This window comes from Arthrobacter sp. GW460-12-1-14-TSB2, from assembly GCF_059423525.1.
On the sequence record NZ_JBWKYC010000017.1, the window covers coordinates 42,479 to 58,025 of the forward strand.

Genomic DNA, 15,547 nt, shown 5'->3' on the forward strand with positions numbered 1-15,547 from the left:
AAGCCCTTGAACACTGCCGAAGGAGCGGATCGGCGCGTCCAATCGATGGATAAAATCTACTGTGCCGGGCCCGATAAGCCAAGCATTTTGCCTTATCCGGGGATGGGAGCGGGTGCCTTGATCCGGTGTTGCCCGGCGTAAACGTTGAGCGTGGCGCCCCTGCTGAAGCCAGCCAGCGTCATGCCGCTGGCGTGAGCAAGTTCAACGGCCAGGCTGGACGGCGCGCTGACGGCAGCAAGCACCGGAATCCCCGCGAGCGCCGCCTTCTGAACCAGTTCGAAGGAGGCTCGGCCGGACACCTGCAGGACTGTGCCCGCCAGCGGCAGCAGCCGTTCGCGCAGCGCCCAGCCCACCACCTTGTCCACGGCGTTGTGGCGTCCCACATCCTCGCGCAGGCACAGCAGCTCAGTGCCGCCGTCGTCAGTGATCCGGAAGAGGCCGGCCGCATGGACCCCTCCGGTGGCGTCGAAAACGGCCTGCGCCTTACGAAGCTCGTCCGGGAGCCCGGCCAGCGTCTCGACCGGGACGGTCAGCGGATCCCCGGCAGGGCTGAAATGCGAGGACTTGCGGACGGCGTCGATGGAATCGGTGCCGCAGATGCCGCATGAACTGGAAGTGAAGATATTGCGGCCCCTCTCAGGCAGGACGACGTCCGGCCGCAGCTGCGCTTCAACAACATTGAAGGTCTGAACGCCGTCCTCGTCCTCACCCGCGCAAAACCGCAGCGAGATGAGTTGATCGGGGTCCCAGATGATGCCCTCGGACACCAGGAACCCCGCCACGAGGTCAAAATCGTCCCCTGGCGTCCGCATGGTGACGGTAAACGGGAGGGATCCCAGCCGTACTTCCAGCGGTTCCTCCACGGCCAGTACGTCTTCCCGGTGCCGCACAGGATATGCGAGGGACTGCGGCGAACCGTCCAGGACGAACTTGTGAATTTTGCGGCGTTGCGTCATGCGGGCCACGATGAGCTCCTCTTTAGTGCGGGATATGACCATCATTGCAAGCCCGGACGGCCTTCACCAGCCGGGACCGTTTTAGCCGAGCAAAGCACTCCAGTCCACCGGACCGTCTGATGCGGCGGGCTTTCGCTGGGTCTTGCGGGGAGCCGCTTTGGCCTTCGCTGCGGCCGGCTCCGCCGCGTGGATCGGGGCACCCCACGGCAAGGCGAAGGCGGGCACGGGCTCCCCCAGCTGGATACCGTGCGGCGGCACGACCAGGACGCCGTCGGCTGCCGCAAGGCCGCGCATCATCCCGGATCCCGCGTACTGGGCGGGTGATGCCATGCCGTAGAGGAGCCTGAAAGGCATCAGCCGGGTCCTTCCCGGTTCAGCGTCGATCATCGTCCCGCAGGGAACCTCGCTGACCGGTGGCAGCGGCCCGTGGCCCAGCGCGGCCAGCAGCGGAGCCCCTACTGTGCAGAGCGCCATCATCGCGGCAAGGGGATTGCCGGGCAGTCCTAGGATGAAGCGGCCGTCCGGCAGTTCGGCGAGGACGGCGGGGTGCCCCGGCCGCATGGCGATGCCGTCGATCAACAGGCGGCCGCCGAGTTCCGCGACTGCACGGCGGAGGTGGTCTGTTCCGGACCGGCCGGTGCCGCCGGTGGTGATGACGACGTCGGCAGGGGCCTCCTCCGCGGCGTCGTCTTCCAGGGCGGTGAGCCATTCATCGTAACCGTCGCCGATTTTGTCTTGCCCGCCGCTGATGCCGCCCAGCATCTCGACGACGGCGCCAAGCTGCGGCCCGAAAGTGTCGCGTACCTTACCCGGTGCCGGAAGGCCTGAGGTGACCACCTCGGAGCCCGTGAGCAGAATCCTCACCACAGGTTTTCCCTGCACGTGGAGGGAGTCGTGGCCGGCAAGCGCCGCGAGGGCCAGGTGGGCCGGATTGAGTAAAGTTCCGTTTGCGATGAGGATGTCTCCGGCTGCTGCTTCCTCGCCGGCTTTCCGGATGTGCTGGCCGTTCCTCGGTTCACCGGGCCGTGCCGCGCCGCCAAGGACCAGCACGGGGAGCCCCTCCTCATCAGTTGACATGGTGCCGCCTTCGCTGCGGAGCACAGCCTTGGCGCCAGGGGGAATCAGGCCGCCGGTGACGATGGGACTGGCTTGGTGGGGTGCCAGCCGGTGGCCGGGCTCTGCCAGGATCCACGGCCCGCTTCCGTTGACCGCCCAGCCGTCCATGGCGGATGAAGCGTAGTGCGGCATGTCCTGGAGCGCGGTGACGTCAGCCGCAAGCGTCCGGCCGAGCGCAGTCCTGAGCGGCACCGGCCCCGGCGGGATGGGTGTTGCGCAGTCGAATGACGCCTGCCGGGCTTCCTGCCAGGTGTGCGCCAAATGGGTGTGGCCGGCTTCGGCAGCGCCCGTCTCGGCAGCGCCGGTCTCGGCGGCAGCCGTTTCGGCAGCGCCCGCTTCGGGAGTGCTCACATCAGCGGAACCGGCATCGTCAGTGCCTGCGGCATCGGCAGCGCCGGGAACATCGGAGGGCTCCCCGCGTTCAGGCACGTCGCTGGCGGCGTCACCGCCGCCCGGCGGCGCAGCCGTCATGCGCCGGGGTTCCCGCTGCTGACGGCCGGTCCGGAATCCGGCTGCGGCGCGGCCGCGGCGGAATCCGCTGCTGCATAGTCCATCGCCAGAGCCCGCGCCACACCCATGGCAGCCTGCATGGAAACCGAGTCCGGAGCCTGCCCCGAACCCGACGCCATACCCGCTGCGAAGCCGGCGATGAACGTGGTCAGCGGCGCCGCCGGCCGCACCACAGAGTGGGCCGCGACCCCGGCCAGAGCCAATACTTCATCGACGTCCACCTCGACATCCTCCAGCTCGAAGGCTTGCAGCAACGCCCGGCACCAGTCCTCCAGCGTTTCGTCCTGGCTTTTCACCGTTGCCTCCAAACTCAAATTCAGTTGCGGTGCCACCGCCCGGTCCCACCCACGGTGGCTTATGACCCCTGGCGGGACACCCCTAGCGCGGTGGCATCGTCCCAGGTATCCACGTCATCGGTGGCACCGGAGGGGACGGTAACTGTCCGCACGTCAAGCCTAGCAAGGAGGGCGAAGACTGATGCCCCCGTGAGGCCTCCGCTCTCCCCCAGTTCGCTCACGGCGCGTTGTAGCGCAGCTGTGCCATAAAAGCCCGCAAGCGGCTGTTTGCGGCCATCAGGCGAGGCGGACATGACTCCCTCGGAGCCGGCCGCGCCGCTACCGGCCTCGGCCATGGTGAGCTGAAGCGCGGCAACGGCCTGGTCGGCTTTGGGCATGTCGCAAGCCAGGACCAGGGTCATCGCTGCGCGCAACGGACCGCGTGCGCGCTCCAAGGCGGCCAGGCCAGCGCCTATGGCTGCCGCCGGGCCGGCAAACGCGGGCTCCTCCCGGCACGACAGGACACCGGCGGGCAGTCCGCCGGGATCAGGTCCCACCACCACCACCGCTCCCGCCCCCGTGGCTGCCGTTAGCGACCGCGAAAGGAGGGTGGCGCCGTCGAACACCAACTGGGACTTGGGCACGCCGCCCAGGCGGGATGACCGCCCGCCGGCCAGGATTAAGGCATCAAACTCCACAGTGCCAGCCTAGCGATGCGGGCCGGGCCCATGGAACCGTGAAGCCTTAGAAACCGTGGAGCCTTAGGCGGCTGATTCGGGCAGGAGGAAAGGGTCCCACGCGGGCGTGGGCTTTTCCAGTTCCTTGATCTGCCAGATCGTGCCGTGCGGAGGCGCGGGCACGAACCTGAGTTTCCAGCCCATCTCGGCAGGCGTGTGGTCGCCCTTCACGTTGTTGCATCGAAGGCAGGCGGCCACCAGGTTCTCCCAGGAATCGGCACCGCCCCTCGATTTAGGGTGGACGTGGTCAATGGTGTGTGCTGCCTTACCGCAATAGGCGCAGCGGTGGCCGTCACGGCGCAGCACGCCCCGGCGGCTCACAGCCGTGATGGTGTTGTAGCGGGGCCGGATGTAGCGGTTTAGGAGTATCACGGACGGACGGCCCAGGATCTCCTGCGGCCCGACGACAGGATCGTCGCCTTCGGCCACCACGCTAGCTTTTCCGGTCAGCACAAGAACCAGCGCCCGGCGGAAGGTCACAACCGCCAGCGGTTCATATCCAGCATTAAGAACGAGTGTGCGCATGCACATACCTCTTCACGGCCGCACCCGTCAGGGGCTCGAGGGCCGGCTGCCCTCTGCTTGTCCGGGCTATGGATCGACAACACAAGAGTAAACACTCAAGTGCCCTATCGCCGAATCGGCTCCTTACCATAGACTCCGTGTCGGCAAAAATTCACCTGCCGGAAACGCAGAAGGACCCCTGCCCGAGGGCAGGGGTCCTTCTGTTATGCGTGAACCGGGTATTAGCCGCCGACGCGGATGAAGACCGGACCGGAACCAACGTTGACGCTGAACAGCGAGGTGGTTCCGCCGTTCCAGCCGCCGTGAACGGCCTGGCCGTTGCCGACGTAGACAGCGATGTGGGCCATGCCCATGCCGCCGTTCTCGTAGTACGCGAGGTCGCCCGGCTGTGCCTCGGCGGCGCTCACGGTGCGGCCCAGGGACAGGTAACCTGCCGGCCAGCCGTGGTAGTTGACGCCGACTGCTGCAAGCGCGTTGGTGGCGAGGGCGGTGCAGTCCTGCGCGACACCCAGCTGGGCGTAGGCGGCGGCAGCAATCGCTGCGCCGTTTCCGCTGGCGGCGGCGGGTGCTGCAGCTGCAGGGACGGCCGGGGCCGACACGGTCGCGGCAGCGGCAACCGGAGCGGCCTCAGGAGCAGCTTCCTGCACCTCGACGACAGGCTTGGGAGCCTCGACGACCGGAGCCGGGGAGGTGGAGACCGCCGGCTTCTCGAAGGAGATGGCGATGCTGGAAGCGGCCGAGATGTTGGCCGGAGCAGAGGACTGCACTTCCAGGGTGGAAGCAGAGGTTGCTTCGCGCTGAACGTTGGTGTCGGCAGCGTTGGCTGCGATACCGCTGGTCAGGACCAGGCCGGAAGCTGCAGCGATAACCGCAGCCTGACGGCCCATGCCGCCGGCGTTGTCGCCGACAGCCTTGGCAATGACAGCAAGCGAGTTGGTTTTGGTAACCTCGGCGCGGTGCCGTGCGATCGCACGAGTAGTCATTATTTCTCTCTTTCGTTTTCCTCAGACTGCGTGGCAGGCCGCGGTTTTTGGACGCTCCGGCATCTTGGGGGTAAGCCGGAACGGCCCGAACAGGTTTATTTAGCGAAGAACGCGCGCTTCAGCGACGGGAAACCCGGGATGTAGCGAAGCGCCGCGTGTTCTAGCGAAGCGTGTAGAACGCAGAAGTGCCCGTGGCGGACACAGCGTGCAGGATCGTGCCCTGCGACGGGTTCAGCGCGCTGATCATCATGCCGTTGCCGACGTAGATGCCAACGTGCGCACCGCCGTTTTGCATGACCAGGTCGCCCGGCGCCGGGGTGGCGGTGGGTGTCATGGCGGTCCATGCATTGGTGCGGGGGATGCTGATGCCAGCCTGGGCGTAGACCCACTGGGTGAAGCCTGAGCAGTCCCAGCCGCTGGGAGTGGTGCCGCCCCAGACGTAGGCGCTGCCAATACCGGTGTACGCGATGGCGGCGAGGCCCGATGCTGCTGCAGAGGAGGCGGCGTCGGCAAGCTTGCCGGCCTTGGCTTCCCCGTCAGCACCAGTGGAGGTCTCGCTGGCGTCGGTACCGGTGGACTGTGCCCGGACGGTTTCAATCTTGGGCGCTGCCGTCGTGGTGACTGACGGACGCTCGAAGGAAACAGTCGCTGTCGGTTCAGCGGTTACGGCCAGCTGGGCTGACTGAGAGCCGGACTCCGTCGAAGCGGAAACACCCAGGTTGGTATCGGCGGCATTTGCCGGCATTCCAACGCTGAGGATCAGTCCGGACGCAGCTGCGATCACAGCCGCCTGGCGACCTACGGTCCCGGCGTTGGCAGTAACAGCCCTGGACACGGAGTTCAACGGGTTCGTACGAACCGTTTGCGCACGGTGGCGCGCAGAAGTGTTGCGTGTAGACACGAAGGTAGCCTCTCCCAATGCCTACGAGGTGAGCTGTCGGATTCGGATGGGAGTCACCCGGCCGCTCGGCTTCCTGGGAAGCTTTTGCGACTTAACCCCAAGGTCTTCTTGCGAAGACCAAAATTGGTTCCCCCGCCTCTGCCAGACGATGTCATGCGAACGGACCTTGAGCGGTGGCAGAGTTAGGCAATCCACTCAAGAGCGCCAACTTCGGAAAAGTTGGCGTGCTCTAAACGGTACAGGAATTCCGAACGAATGTCACATTCAGGTCACGGCATGTCACAGGAATGCGAGAGTGACCCATCGCTTGGGTTAGAGCCAGCCGGTGGGGTCAACGACTTCGCCGTTGACCATCACTTCGAAATGGAGGTGGCAGCCGGTGGAAGCGCCGGTGGTCCCGCTCAGGGCCACAACGTCGCCGCGGCTGACCTTCTGGCCGACCTGGACGCTTGAAGACGAAAGGTGGTTATACGTGGTTTCGAGGCCGTTGCCGTGGTCAATCACCACCCGGTTTCCGCCGCCGTAGGGGTGCCAGCCGGAGAACGTGACCGTTCCGCTGGCGGCAGCCAGGACGCTGGTGCCGCACTGTGCCGCGTAGTCCTGGCCCCGGTGGAACTCACCGGCTCCGCCGGTTATCGGGCTGACCCGGAAACCGAAGGGCGAAGCGGAAACCAAGTGTTCGAGCGGCGCCCCGAGGCTCCCGGCGGAAGCAGCGCGGGTGATGGTGCCCGCGGACTGCGCGCTCAGGAGCTGCTTGAGCTTGCCGTCGGGATCGCCCTTGGTGGCGACATAAGTGCGGTTGAAGTCAATTTTGGCGCCGGCAGCAGCGGAAACCTCCGGCTGCGCGGCAACTGAGGCGGCGACACCGGCATTCCCGGTGTCCGCAGTGGACATCATGGGACCGGTCGACGGGACGGTCACGGTGAGGACAAGTCCGGTGGCGGCAAGGGCAATGCCGGCCTTCTGACCCACGCCGCTCGCCGAAGCGAAGTCCGTTACCTGGCTGAACAGGCTGCGGCGCCGGCGTGCATCACGGTGTGCATCGCGCGGCCTGACCGTCATTACGGCTTCGGCCACAGGGTACTCCGAAGCGGGACCGGTCGCCCTGCGGCGGCCCCTGACGGTCTGCGTGGTCAAGAAATATCCTCTCTGGAGAGCCTGCGAAGTTAGCTGTCGGATTCGGGTCAGAGAGTGCAAAGACCCGGTCCGCCAATGCAAGGCGTCCGACACAGGTCTCCCTAGGGAATCCTTCGTCGGAAGTGGCTTGCTGCTGACGGACTTCACCCCAAGGCCGTTTTTCAACGGCCGGTTGTGGTTCCTCCGCCTCTGCCAGGAGGTGGTTCGCACACTGATCCGCTGGCAGAGCTCGGCTTCGGATCAGGTAACGCTTTTGTATCGGCGCTAGTGCTCAACTATAGGCGATTAATCAGCGCGGTAATAATTCCGTTATCTGGGTCTCAGTACGTTGTAGGTGGTCCTACAAGGGCGCAGTTAGCTGACCGTAACAAACACGTGGGCCGCAACCTCGGGCGGCAACTCCAGGGCGCCTTCGATCTCGGGCACACGCACGGAGATGTACTCCCCCACGCGCTCCAGTGCGAGGGACGCCCCCGGCCGGATTCCGCCTTCATCCAGCTGCACCAGCAACTCCGGCTCAACCTGGATGGGCTCGGCCAGCCTGCTCACCGTAATGCGCGAGTCGGCTCCGTACCCGGTCATGGCCTCAAGGAGGTTCACCACACCGTCGGTGAACGCGGGAGTTGGCTGCCCACCGAGCGCCGCCAGGCCTGGAATGGGATTGCCATAGGGGGAAACCGTGGGGTGGTTCAGGAGTTCGAAGATGCGACGCTCCACCCGCTCGCTCATGACGTGTTCCCAGCGGCACGCTTCGTCGTGGACGTACGCCCAGTCGAGTCCGATGACATCGGCTAGCAGCCGTTCCGCGAGGCGGTGTTTGCGCATGACTTCGGTGGCGCGTTTCCGGCCGGTTTCGGTGAGCTCAAGGTGCCGGTCCCCCGAAACAACCACCAGTCCGTCACGCTCCATGCGCCCGATGGTCTGCGAAACGGTGGGCCCGGAGTGGCGCAGCCGTTCGGCAATCCGGGCGCGGAGAGCCACGATGTTCTCTTCCTCAAGCTCCAAGATTGTCCGAAGATACATCTCCGTGGTGTCGATCAGATCGGTCATCCAGCTCAGCTCCTCGAGCACAGTCCTTGCGTCAGTCCCACCGTACCGCGCAAAAGCCTCCACGTTGGCCTCGGCGGGGTGGACCTGCATCCACCGACCAGCCGCTGGGAAAAGCCCCACGGGATCAGCCAGACCGGCTACGCGGCCCGCTGTACGACAGCAACCAGTTTAGCCTATTTTGAATTAGTCCGGATAATCTTCCGCGCACTGCGCTGACCTGCGGCCGGGATGTCTCAGTGACTGGACTATGACGGATGCCGTTCCCTCCCCTGCAGGCACGTCAGGCAGAATATAGGGGATTCCCCTGCACTGCCGGGCCCCCGTCCACACCGGAAACACGTCCACGCCGATAAATTGGAGCCATTGTGAGCGACACCAGCATCACTATCCCCGCCAACCTCCTGCCCAAGGACGGACGGTTCGGCGCCGGGCCATCAAAGGTCCGCCCCGAGCAGATCGAGGCACTGTCCGCCGCTTCTGCCACACTTCTGGGCACGTCGCACCGCCAGGCCCCAGTGAAGAACCTGGTCGGGTCTGTCCGCAGCGGCCTCAGCGAATTTTTCCGCGCCCCCGAAGGATACGAAGTCATCCTCGGCGTGGGCGGCTCAACGGCGTTCTGGGACATCGCGGCGTTCGGACTTGTGGACAGCAAGGCCCAGCACCTCTCATTCGGAGAATTCGGCTCCAAATTCGCCTCCGCCACCAACAAGGCTCCGTTCCTGGACGCCTCCTCCATCATCAAAGCCGAGCCCGGCACACGGCCGGAAGCCACCGCGGAAGCGGGCGTGGACGTCTACGCCTGGCCGCAGAACGAAACGTCCACGGGCGTGGCAGCTCCGGTCAAGCGGGTTGCCGGCGCGGATGAAGGCTCGCTTGTCCTGGTGGACGCCACCTCGGCTGCCGGCGGCCTGGACGTCGACGTCTCGGAAGCCGACGTGTACTACTTCGCCCCGCAGAAGAACTTCGCGTCCGACGGCGGCCTGTGGCTGGGGCTCTTCTCTCCGGCGGCGCTGGAGCGCGCTGCCCGGATCAAGGCGAGCGGCCGGTGGATCCCCGATTTCCTTGACCTGCAGACCGCCATCGACAACTCACGGCTCAACCAGACGTACAACACCCCTGCGCTGGCCACACTGGTAACCCTGGACGCGCAGGTGCAGTGGCTGAACGCCAGCGGCGGCCTTGATTTTGCCGCTGCACGCACCGCCGATTCGGCCGGGCGCATCTATGACTGGGCAGAGGCCTCCGAGTACGCCACGCCGTTCGTTGCCAGGGCCGAAGACCGTTCCAACGTGATCGCCACCATCGACTTCGACGACTCGATTGATGCGGCCGCAATCGCCAAGGTCCTTCGCGCCAACGGCATTGTGGACACCGAACCGTACCGCAAGCTGGGCCGCAACCAGCTGCGCATCGCCACGTTCGTGGCGATCGACCCGGACGACGTCTCGGCTCTCCTGTCCAGCATCGACTACGTCGTGGGAGAACTGCGGAAGTAGGGAATCAGCGGCTGCTGACGCTTTAGCGTCCGACGGCGTCGTCCGGGGTTTTGGTCCCGGACGGCGCCTTCTTCGTTAAGTGCTCCGCTGTCAGCCCTGCTGGAGCAGCGTCTGCCCTGCTGGAGCGGCTGGCTCTCCCGCAACACCACCCGGAAGTAGCGCAGCCCCTCACGGAGCCTCACCTTGCCGGGGGCAGCGCGGGGGAATAACAGGCTAGTCGACCTCGCGGGCGGAGCCGGATGATTCCTCCGGTGCGTCACTGTCGTCGTCGGAGTCTTCATCGTCGTCGGAAGCGTCGCCGTCGTCCGAAACGGCGGCGCCGTCGTCGAAACCGGCCAGGGCAGTGCCCTGGGCGTCGGCGTCCACAACGGGCGCGTCCGCGTCCTGTTCATTTTCCTGGGCGTCCTCGGGGCGCACCCGTTCAGCCCAGGGCACCCACTCCGGTGCGAGGATGGAATCCTCCGAAGGCAGCAGGCCAAGTTCGTTCACCGTGATGACCTTGGAACGGGAATTGCGGGTGAGCACCGCGTACCACTGCCATCCCTGGTACCCGGCCAGCCGGGACTCGAAGAGATGCGTGACAACGCGGTCCCCTTCGCTTTTGGCACCGATGTGCTGTCCGATCTGCTCGGCCGGGGCGATGCCCTCCACTGCAGCCCGGGCAAAGTCCACGGCTGCAGCAAGCACCGCGTCCGGTTTGCCGACGCGCCACACGGGGACGCCGGCGCGGGGCTTTGACGCCGGTTTGGGGGTGCCCTGGTCAGGTTGGGAAGTCATGCGGATGCCTAGGCGTCCAGCTCGTCGGCGACCTTACGGAGGGCAGCTGCAATCGCCTTGGCCTTGTTGCCTTCCGGGTACTTTCCGGCGGACAGCGTTCCGGACAGGTTGTCCAGCACGCTTACCAGGTCCTGGACGAGGGGTGCCAGGTCCTTGGCGCTGGGACGCTTAGCCTTCGCGATGGACGGGGTCTTGTCCAGCACGCGCAGCCCGAGGGCCTGGGCTCCCTTGCGGCCGTCAGCCACACCGAACTCAACGCGCGTGCCGGCCTTGAGGTCCGTTACGCCCTCGGGCAGGGCGGATTTGGGCAGGAATACTTCCTGGCCGTCCTCACCTGCGAGGAATCCGAAGCCTTTTTCCTTGTCATACCACTTGACCTTGCCGGTAGGCACGTAATCAACCTTCTTCGTTCTGGACTTCCTGTGACACGGCCGGCGGCCACCGCATCCGCATTGATATGCGGGTTCAGGGTATGGCTGCCCGGACCATGTTGGTCTGTATCTTCAAGGTTATCCTGCCGGGACCCGGATTCCCGCTTTGCGGCACGGGCACAGCCGGGCTGTTAGCGTTACTTCCATGACACCCTCCCGCTACCGGCGGCCCCTGATGATAGTTGCGGCGGTTATTGCTGTCCTCTCGCTGGCTGCCGTGGGCGCCGTCATGGCCATCGCCTTTGGCGGCAGTGCCGCTCCGGTGTGGGTAACATCCCTGGCCCTGTACGGCCTGCCGCTGGCATTCCTCCTGATGATATTCCTGGTGATCGACGGCGTCGCCGCCCGCCGCCGGGCAGGAAAGTCCGGCGGGCGGTAACGTTGGACTGATGTCCTTTATTCGCGCGCTCAGCAAGGAACTGGAGGCCCGCAGCGACGACTCGTTGCGGGCCCTGTTCTCCGCGCGGCCGGACCTGGTCTCACCCAACGTTCCGGACTTTGCGGCCCTCGCGGCGCGGGCCAGTGCCAGGGTCAGCGTGCAGCGGGCACTGGAGCGGCTGAACCGGCCGCAGATGCAGGTTCTGGAGACCCTCCACCTCTGCACCAACACGGACACCGCCCACAGCGCCTCGGCCGCGGGACTCAAGAAACTCATCCGCGGCGCCTCGCTGTCCGCCATCGAACGGATCCTGCACTCCCTTGAAGAACTGGCCCTCGTGCACCGCGCCGAGCCCCCGCACGGTGCTGCGCTGCCGGCAGGTGCCCGCCAGCGCTTCTACCTTCCGGTCGGAAGCCTCCGCGACGTCGTAGGGATATATCCGGCAGGACTGGGCAGGAGCTACACGGAACTTGTCCGGCTGCAGCCGGCCTTCGCCCAGCGCGTGGTGCAACTGGTGGGCGAACTACACCACAGCGGCGCTTCCATCCATCCCGCCACAACGCCCATGGAAGCCGCCCTGTCACTGCAGCATTGGACAGCCACGCCCGATGCCCTGGAACGACTCCTCGCCACGGCCCCGGACCGCACTACGGCGCTCCTGGCCCGTTTCGGGAACTGGGCCATGGGCGCGGTGCCCCAGGCCCAGCGGCGGGCCTCCGTCGTTAACGAAGGCCCCGACGTCGGGCCGGTTGACTGGCTCCTGGCGAGGGGCCTGCTGGTACCGCTGGACGCCGCCCACGTGGAGCTGCCGCACAGCGTCGGGATTGCCCTCCGCGGCGGGGCCGTGATCGAAGACTTCACGCTGACTCCCCCGGTACCCAGGCTAGGACAGACCACGGCGGCGCTCCGGCGAAATGCCGCTTTGGGCGCCATTGCCGAAACCCTCCGTCTGACAGGAGAGCTCCTGTACAACGTGCGCGAGCAGCCCCTCGTCACGTTGCGGAGCGGGGGCGTCGGCGTACGCGAGATGAAGCGCCTGGCGGACGCACTCCGGATCGACCTCCACCCCGCCGGCCTGCTGGTTGAGCTTTGTGCCCTGGCCGGACTTCTCCGGCTGGACGTTGACAGCTCCGCCTGGGTCCAGCCGGAACAGCTTGAGTGGCTTACGCTGCCGCGCCAGGAACAGTGGCTCTGGCTCGTGAATGCCTGGCTGGCCAGCGAACGCGCCCCGTCGCTAGTGGGCCAGCCAGTCACCGGTCCGGGCGCTGGCTCTGCCCCGCACCGTGCGGCGGCCGGCACCACCATCAACGCCCTGTCGGCTGAGGCCCAGCGGCCGGACGCGCCTGTCATCCGGAAGAGGATCCTGGAGATCCTCAACGAACTTACGGACGAGGCCGCCGAGGCCGACGGCAAGGCGCCGGTGCTGGACGCGGCCGCGGTGCTGCAACGGGCAGAATGGACCCAGCCCCGGATGGCCCGGCGCTTTAGTTCGCTGATCCGCGGCGTCCTGGCGGAAGCGGAGATGCTCGGCCTCATCGGTTCGGGCGCGCTTAGCCAGTTGGGCTCCGCGATCGCCGCGGAACGTCCTGATGAAGCGCTGGATATCCTGGGAGAGCATCTGCCGGCCGCCCTCAACCACGTTTTGCTGCAGGCTGACCTCACTGCCGTGGCGCCTGGGTACCTGGCGCCCGAGTTGAGCGAAAAGCTCCAGGTGATGGCCGACGCCGAAGGCCAGGGTCCCGCTACGATCTACCGGTTCTCCGTGGCGTCCGTCCGCCGCGCCCTCGACGCCGGCCACGACGCCGGCAGCCTGTTGCGTTTCCTGCGCGAGCACTCGGCCACCGCGGTACCGCAGCCACTCGAATACCTCGTGGAGGACACCGCGGCCAGGCACGGCAGGCTGCGCGTGGGCGTGGCGTCCAGCTTCATCCAAAGCGACGACGAAGACGCCTTGCTCGAACTCGTCAAGGAATCCAGCGCGGCAGGGCTGGGGCTGGTCCGCATTGCGCCCACAGTCCTGATCTCCCGCGCGGGCCCGAAGGAAACCGCCCAGGTACTGCGTGCGCTGGGTTTGTCACCGGCCGTCGAGGAGGCAGAGTCGGCGCTGATCCGGCTGCGCCGGACCACTGCCGTGCCGGGCAGCGGGCGTCCCGTGTACAGTGCGCCGCGGACGGCACCGGCGGAGGCCGACGTCGACGCCCAGTTGGCGATTCTCCGCAGCCAAGGAGCCGCTCATGGACCGAACGGCAACGGAAGCCACCGCACGGGGCCAGGGGCAACGGGCGAGGAAGCAACGCAGCTCGGGCTCGAAACCCTGCAGAAGGCCATCCGGCTCCGGCAGGCAGTGGTGATGAACGTGGTGGACAGCCAAGGGAATTCCAGCAGGGAAACGGTTGTTCCGGTGTCTGTGAACGGCGGACGGGTGAGGGTCTTCGACCCCGCACGCGAAACCGAACGCGTGCTCTCGATCCACCGGATCATCGACATTGAGGCGGAAGAAGGATCCCAGCAGTGACCAGCACCCCACGAACCAGCGGCATCAGGGCTTGGGCGCCGTGAACGACGGGCCCCTGATCGTCCAGAGCGACAAAACCATCCTGCTCGAAGTGGACCATGAGCAGGCCACGGAAGCCAGGCACGCCATCGCCGCCTTCGCCGAGCTGGAGCGCGCACCGGAACACGTGCACAGCTACCGCCTGACTCCGTTAGGGCTGTGGAACGCCCGCGCTGCCGGGCTGGACGCCGAACGCGTCCTGGACACCCTGTTGAAGTACTCGCGCTTCCCGGTGCCGCATTCCCTGCTGATCGATATCGAAGAAACGATGTCCCGCTATGGCCGGCTGCGGCTGGAAAAAGACCCGCAGCACGGGCTGGTGATGCGGACCAGCGATTACCCCGTGCTCGAGGAAGTCTGCCGTGCCAAGAAGATCCAGCCCCTGCTGGGCCCGCGCATCGACGGCGAGACCGTGGTGGTCCATTCCTCGCAGCGCGGGCAGCTGAAGCAGCTGCTCCTCAAGATCGGCTGGCCCGCCGAAGACCTGGCCGGCTACGTGGACGGTACCCCGCACCCCATTATGCTCAACGAGTCCGGCTGGAAGCTCCGGCCCTACCAGAAACTGGCCACGGAGAACTTCTGGGCCGGCGGCAGCGGCGTCGTCGTGCTCCCCTGCGGCGCCGGCAAAACGCTTGTGGGTGCGGCGGCCATGTCCACAAGCTCCACCACAACGCTGATCCTGGTGACCAACACCGTGTCCGCCCGGCAGTGGAAGGACGAGCTCGTCAAGCGGACCTCGCTGACGGCCGACGAGATCGGTGAGTACTCCGGCTCGGTCAAGGAAGTCCGCCCGGTCACCATAGCGACCTACCAGGTCCTGACCACGAAACGCGGCGGGCTCTACCCCCACCTGGAACTGGTGGACGGCCACGACTGGGGCCTGATCATCTACGACGAGGTCCACCTGTTGCCGGCACCCATCTTCCGGATGACGGCGGACCTGCAGGCCCGGCGCAGGCTCGGATTGACCGCAACCCTGGTACGCGAGGACGGCCGCGAAGGCGAAGTCTTCAGCCTGATCGGCCCGAAACGCTACGACGCGCCCTGGAAGGACATCGAGGCCCAGGGCTACATCGCTCCGGCGGACTGCGTGGAAGTCAGGGTGGATCTTCCCCATGACGAACGTGTTGCGTACGCCATGGCCGAGGACGCCGACAAGTACCGGCTTTGTGCCACGTCCGAAACGAAGACCTTGGTGGTGGAGCAACTGGTGGAACAGCACCGGGGTGAGCAACTCCTGGTCATCGGCCAGTACATCGACCAGCTGGACGAGCTGGGTGAACGGCTCCAGGCCCCCGTGATCAAGGGCGACACGTCCGTAAAGGAGCGCCAGAAGCTGTTCGAAGCCTTCCGGGCGGGCGAAGTGCAGACCTTGGTGGTTTCCAAGGTTGCGAACTTCTCCATCGACCTTCCGGAAGCTTCGGTGGCCATCCAGGTGTCCGGCTCGTTCGGTTCCCGGCAGGAGGAAGCCCAGCGACTGGGCCGGCTGCTGCGCCCCAAGCAGGACGGCCGCGCAGCGCGGTTCTACTCACTGGTGGCGCGGGACACGCTCGACCAGGATTTCGCGGCGAAGCGCCAGCGGTTCCTGGCCGAGCAGGGCTATGCCTACCGGATCATGGACGCCAAGGACGTGGGACGGAATCCTTCGGCCACCTGATCCGGCGGCCGCCGGCTCCCCGCAGGATCCCGTTCCCGCTGAATCCCAGGCCAAACGTCCGCC

General features: G+C 66.2%; 15 protein-coding genes and 2 riboswitches. Of the genes, 4 read left to right on the forward strand and 11 right to left on the reverse strand.

What is annotated here, in order from left to right:
* Positions 1 to 92: 92 nt before the first annotated feature.
* From fdhD to AC07YR_RS18040, 9 genes are all read right to left on the reverse strand, one after another.
* Entirely contained in the window at positions 93 to 965 is an 873-nt protein-coding gene (fdhD, locus tag AC07YR_RS18000) for a formate dehydrogenase accessory sulfurtransferase FdhD (protein ID WP_436056743.1), read from the reverse strand.
* Positions 966 to 1,037: 72 nt separating this feature from the next.
* Positions 1,038 to 2,543 (reverse strand): molybdopterin molybdotransferase MoeA, encoded by a 1,506-nt coding sequence (locus AC07YR_RS18005; RefSeq protein ID WP_494734733.1) that lies wholly within the window; start codon positions 2,541 to 2,543, stop codon positions 1,038 to 1,040.
* Positions 2,540 to 2,878 (reverse strand): DUF6457 domain-containing protein, encoded by a 339-nt coding sequence (locus tag AC07YR_RS18010; protein ID WP_494734734.1) that lies wholly within the window; start codon positions 2,876 to 2,878, stop codon positions 2,540 to 2,542. The genes AC07YR_RS18005 and AC07YR_RS18010 overlap by 4 nt, the downstream gene beginning before the upstream one ends.
* A 59-nt stretch (positions 2,879 to 2,937) precedes the next feature.
* Positions 2,938 to 3,555 (reverse strand): molybdenum cofactor guanylyltransferase, encoded by a 618-nt coding sequence (gene mobA / locus AC07YR_RS18015; RefSeq protein ID WP_494734735.1) that lies wholly within the window; start codon positions 3,553 to 3,555, stop codon positions 2,938 to 2,940.
* A 63-nt stretch (positions 3,556 to 3,618) separates the two neighbouring features.
* On the reverse strand, positions 3,619 to 4,119 hold the full coding sequence (locus AC07YR_RS18020; protein ID WP_028271305.1) for an HNH endonuclease: 501 nt from the start codon (positions 4,117 to 4,119) through the stop codon (positions 3,619 to 3,621).
* A 221-nt stretch (positions 4,120 to 4,340) separates the two neighbouring features.
* Positions 4,341 to 5,102: an NlpC/P60 family protein gene (locus tag AC07YR_RS18025; protein WP_055797615.1), complete on the reverse strand. Its 762-nt coding sequence runs from the start codon at positions 5,100 to 5,102 to the stop codon at positions 4,341 to 4,343.
* Between the two features lie 160 nt (positions 5,103 to 5,262).
* Positions 5,263 to 5,937, reverse strand: coding sequence for a C40 family peptidase (locus AC07YR_RS18030; protein WP_055797613.1), 675 nt, complete (start codon positions 5,935 to 5,937; stop codon positions 5,263 to 5,265).
* Between the two features lie 70 nt (positions 5,938 to 6,007).
* Positions 6,008 to 6,167, reverse strand: a riboswitch (cyclic di-AMP (ydaO/yuaA leader).
* A gap of 148 nt (positions 6,168 to 6,315) precedes the next feature.
* Positions 6,316 to 7,140 (reverse strand): M23 family metallopeptidase, encoded by an 825-nt coding sequence (locus AC07YR_RS18035; protein WP_436056739.1) that lies wholly within the window; start codon positions 7,138 to 7,140, stop codon positions 6,316 to 6,318.
* Between the two features lie 3 nt (positions 7,141 to 7,143).
* Positions 7,144 to 7,355: riboswitch (cyclic di-AMP (ydaO/yuaA leader) on the reverse strand.
* A 139-nt stretch (positions 7,356 to 7,494) separates the two neighbouring features.
* The gene (locus AC07YR_RS18040; RefSeq protein ID WP_055797870.1) at positions 7,495 to 8,190 is read right to left on the reverse strand and encodes an iron-dependent transcriptional repressor DtxR; all 696 of its coding nucleotides are present in this window, start codon (positions 8,188 to 8,190) and stop codon (positions 7,495 to 7,497) included.
* A 365-nt stretch (positions 8,191 to 8,555) separates the two neighbouring features.
* Here AC07YR_RS18040 and serC point away from each other — a divergent pair, with 365 nt between their 5' ends.
* Positions 8,556 to 9,686 carry a phosphoserine transaminase gene (serC, locus tag AC07YR_RS18045; protein ID WP_494734736.1) on the forward strand — a complete coding sequence of 377 codons (1,131 nt, stop codon included), beginning with the start codon at positions 8,556 to 8,558 and terminating at the stop codon, positions 9,684 to 9,686.
* Positions 9,687 to 9,899: 213 nt separating this feature from the next.
* Here the strand turns inward: serC and AC07YR_RS18050 are convergent, their stop codons facing one another.
* Together AC07YR_RS18050 and AC07YR_RS18055 are read right to left on the reverse strand one after the other, a co-directional pair.
* On the reverse strand, positions 9,900 to 10,463 hold the full coding sequence (locus AC07YR_RS18050) for a DUF3027 domain-containing protein (protein WP_494734737.1): 564 nt from the start codon (positions 10,461 to 10,463) through the stop codon (positions 9,900 to 9,902).
* A gap of 8 nt (positions 10,464 to 10,471) precedes the next feature.
* Entirely contained in the window at positions 10,472 to 10,855 is a 384-nt protein-coding gene (locus AC07YR_RS18055) for a cold-shock protein (protein WP_055797603.1), read from the reverse strand.
* Positions 10,856 to 11,039: 184 nt separating this feature from the next.
* On the opposite strand from AC07YR_RS18055, the gene AC07YR_RS18060 reads away from it, so the two are divergent.
* From AC07YR_RS18060 to AC07YR_RS18070, 3 genes are read left to right on the forward strand one after another with little or no spacing between them, the layout of a single operon-like run.
* On the forward strand, positions 11,040 to 11,273 hold the full coding sequence (locus tag AC07YR_RS18060; RefSeq protein ID WP_055797600.1) for a hypothetical protein: 234 nt from the start codon (positions 11,040 to 11,042) through the stop codon (positions 11,271 to 11,273).
* A 10-nt stretch (positions 11,274 to 11,283) separates the two neighbouring features.
* Complete coding sequence (locus AC07YR_RS18065) at positions 11,284 to 13,788, forward strand: helicase-associated domain-containing protein (protein WP_494734738.1); 2,505 nt, start codon at positions 11,284 to 11,286, stop codon at positions 13,786 to 13,788.
* Positions 13,789 to 13,828: 40 nt separating this feature from the next.
* The gene (locus AC07YR_RS18070) at positions 13,829 to 15,484 is read left to right on the forward strand and encodes a DNA repair helicase XPB (protein ID WP_494734739.1); all 1,656 of its coding nucleotides are present in this window, start codon (positions 13,829 to 13,831) and stop codon (positions 15,482 to 15,484) included.
* Positions 15,485 to 15,547: the final 63 nt, after the last annotated feature.

Bases quoted from the DNA above. Each gene is read 5' to 3' on its own strand.
- AC07YR_RS18005 (WP_494734733.1), bottom strand. From the start codon at position 2,543: ATGACGGCTGCGCCGCCGGGCGGCGGTGACGCCGCCAGCGACGTGCCT.
- AC07YR_RS18020 (WP_028271305.1), bottom strand. From the start codon at position 4,119: ATGCGCACACTCGTTCTTAATGCTGGATATGAACCGCTGGCGGTTGTG.
- AC07YR_RS18025 (WP_055797615.1), bottom strand. From the start codon at position 5,102: ATGACTACTCGTGCGATCGCACGGCACCGCGCCGAGGTTACCAAAACC.
- AC07YR_RS18040 (WP_055797870.1), bottom strand. From the start codon at position 8,190: ATGACCGATCTGATCGACACCACGGAGATGTATCTTCGGACAATCTTG.
- AC07YR_RS18050 (WP_494734737.1), bottom strand. From the start codon at position 10,463: ATGACTTCCCAACCTGACCAGGGCACCCCCAAACCGGCGTCAAAGCCC.
- AC07YR_RS18060 (WP_055797600.1), top strand. From the start codon at position 11,040: ATGACACCCTCCCGCTACCGGCGGCCCCTGATGATAGTTGCGGCGGTT.
- AC07YR_RS18065 (WP_494734738.1), top strand. From the start codon at position 11,284: ATGTCCTTTATTCGCGCGCTCAGCAAGGAACTGGAGGCCCGCAGCGAC.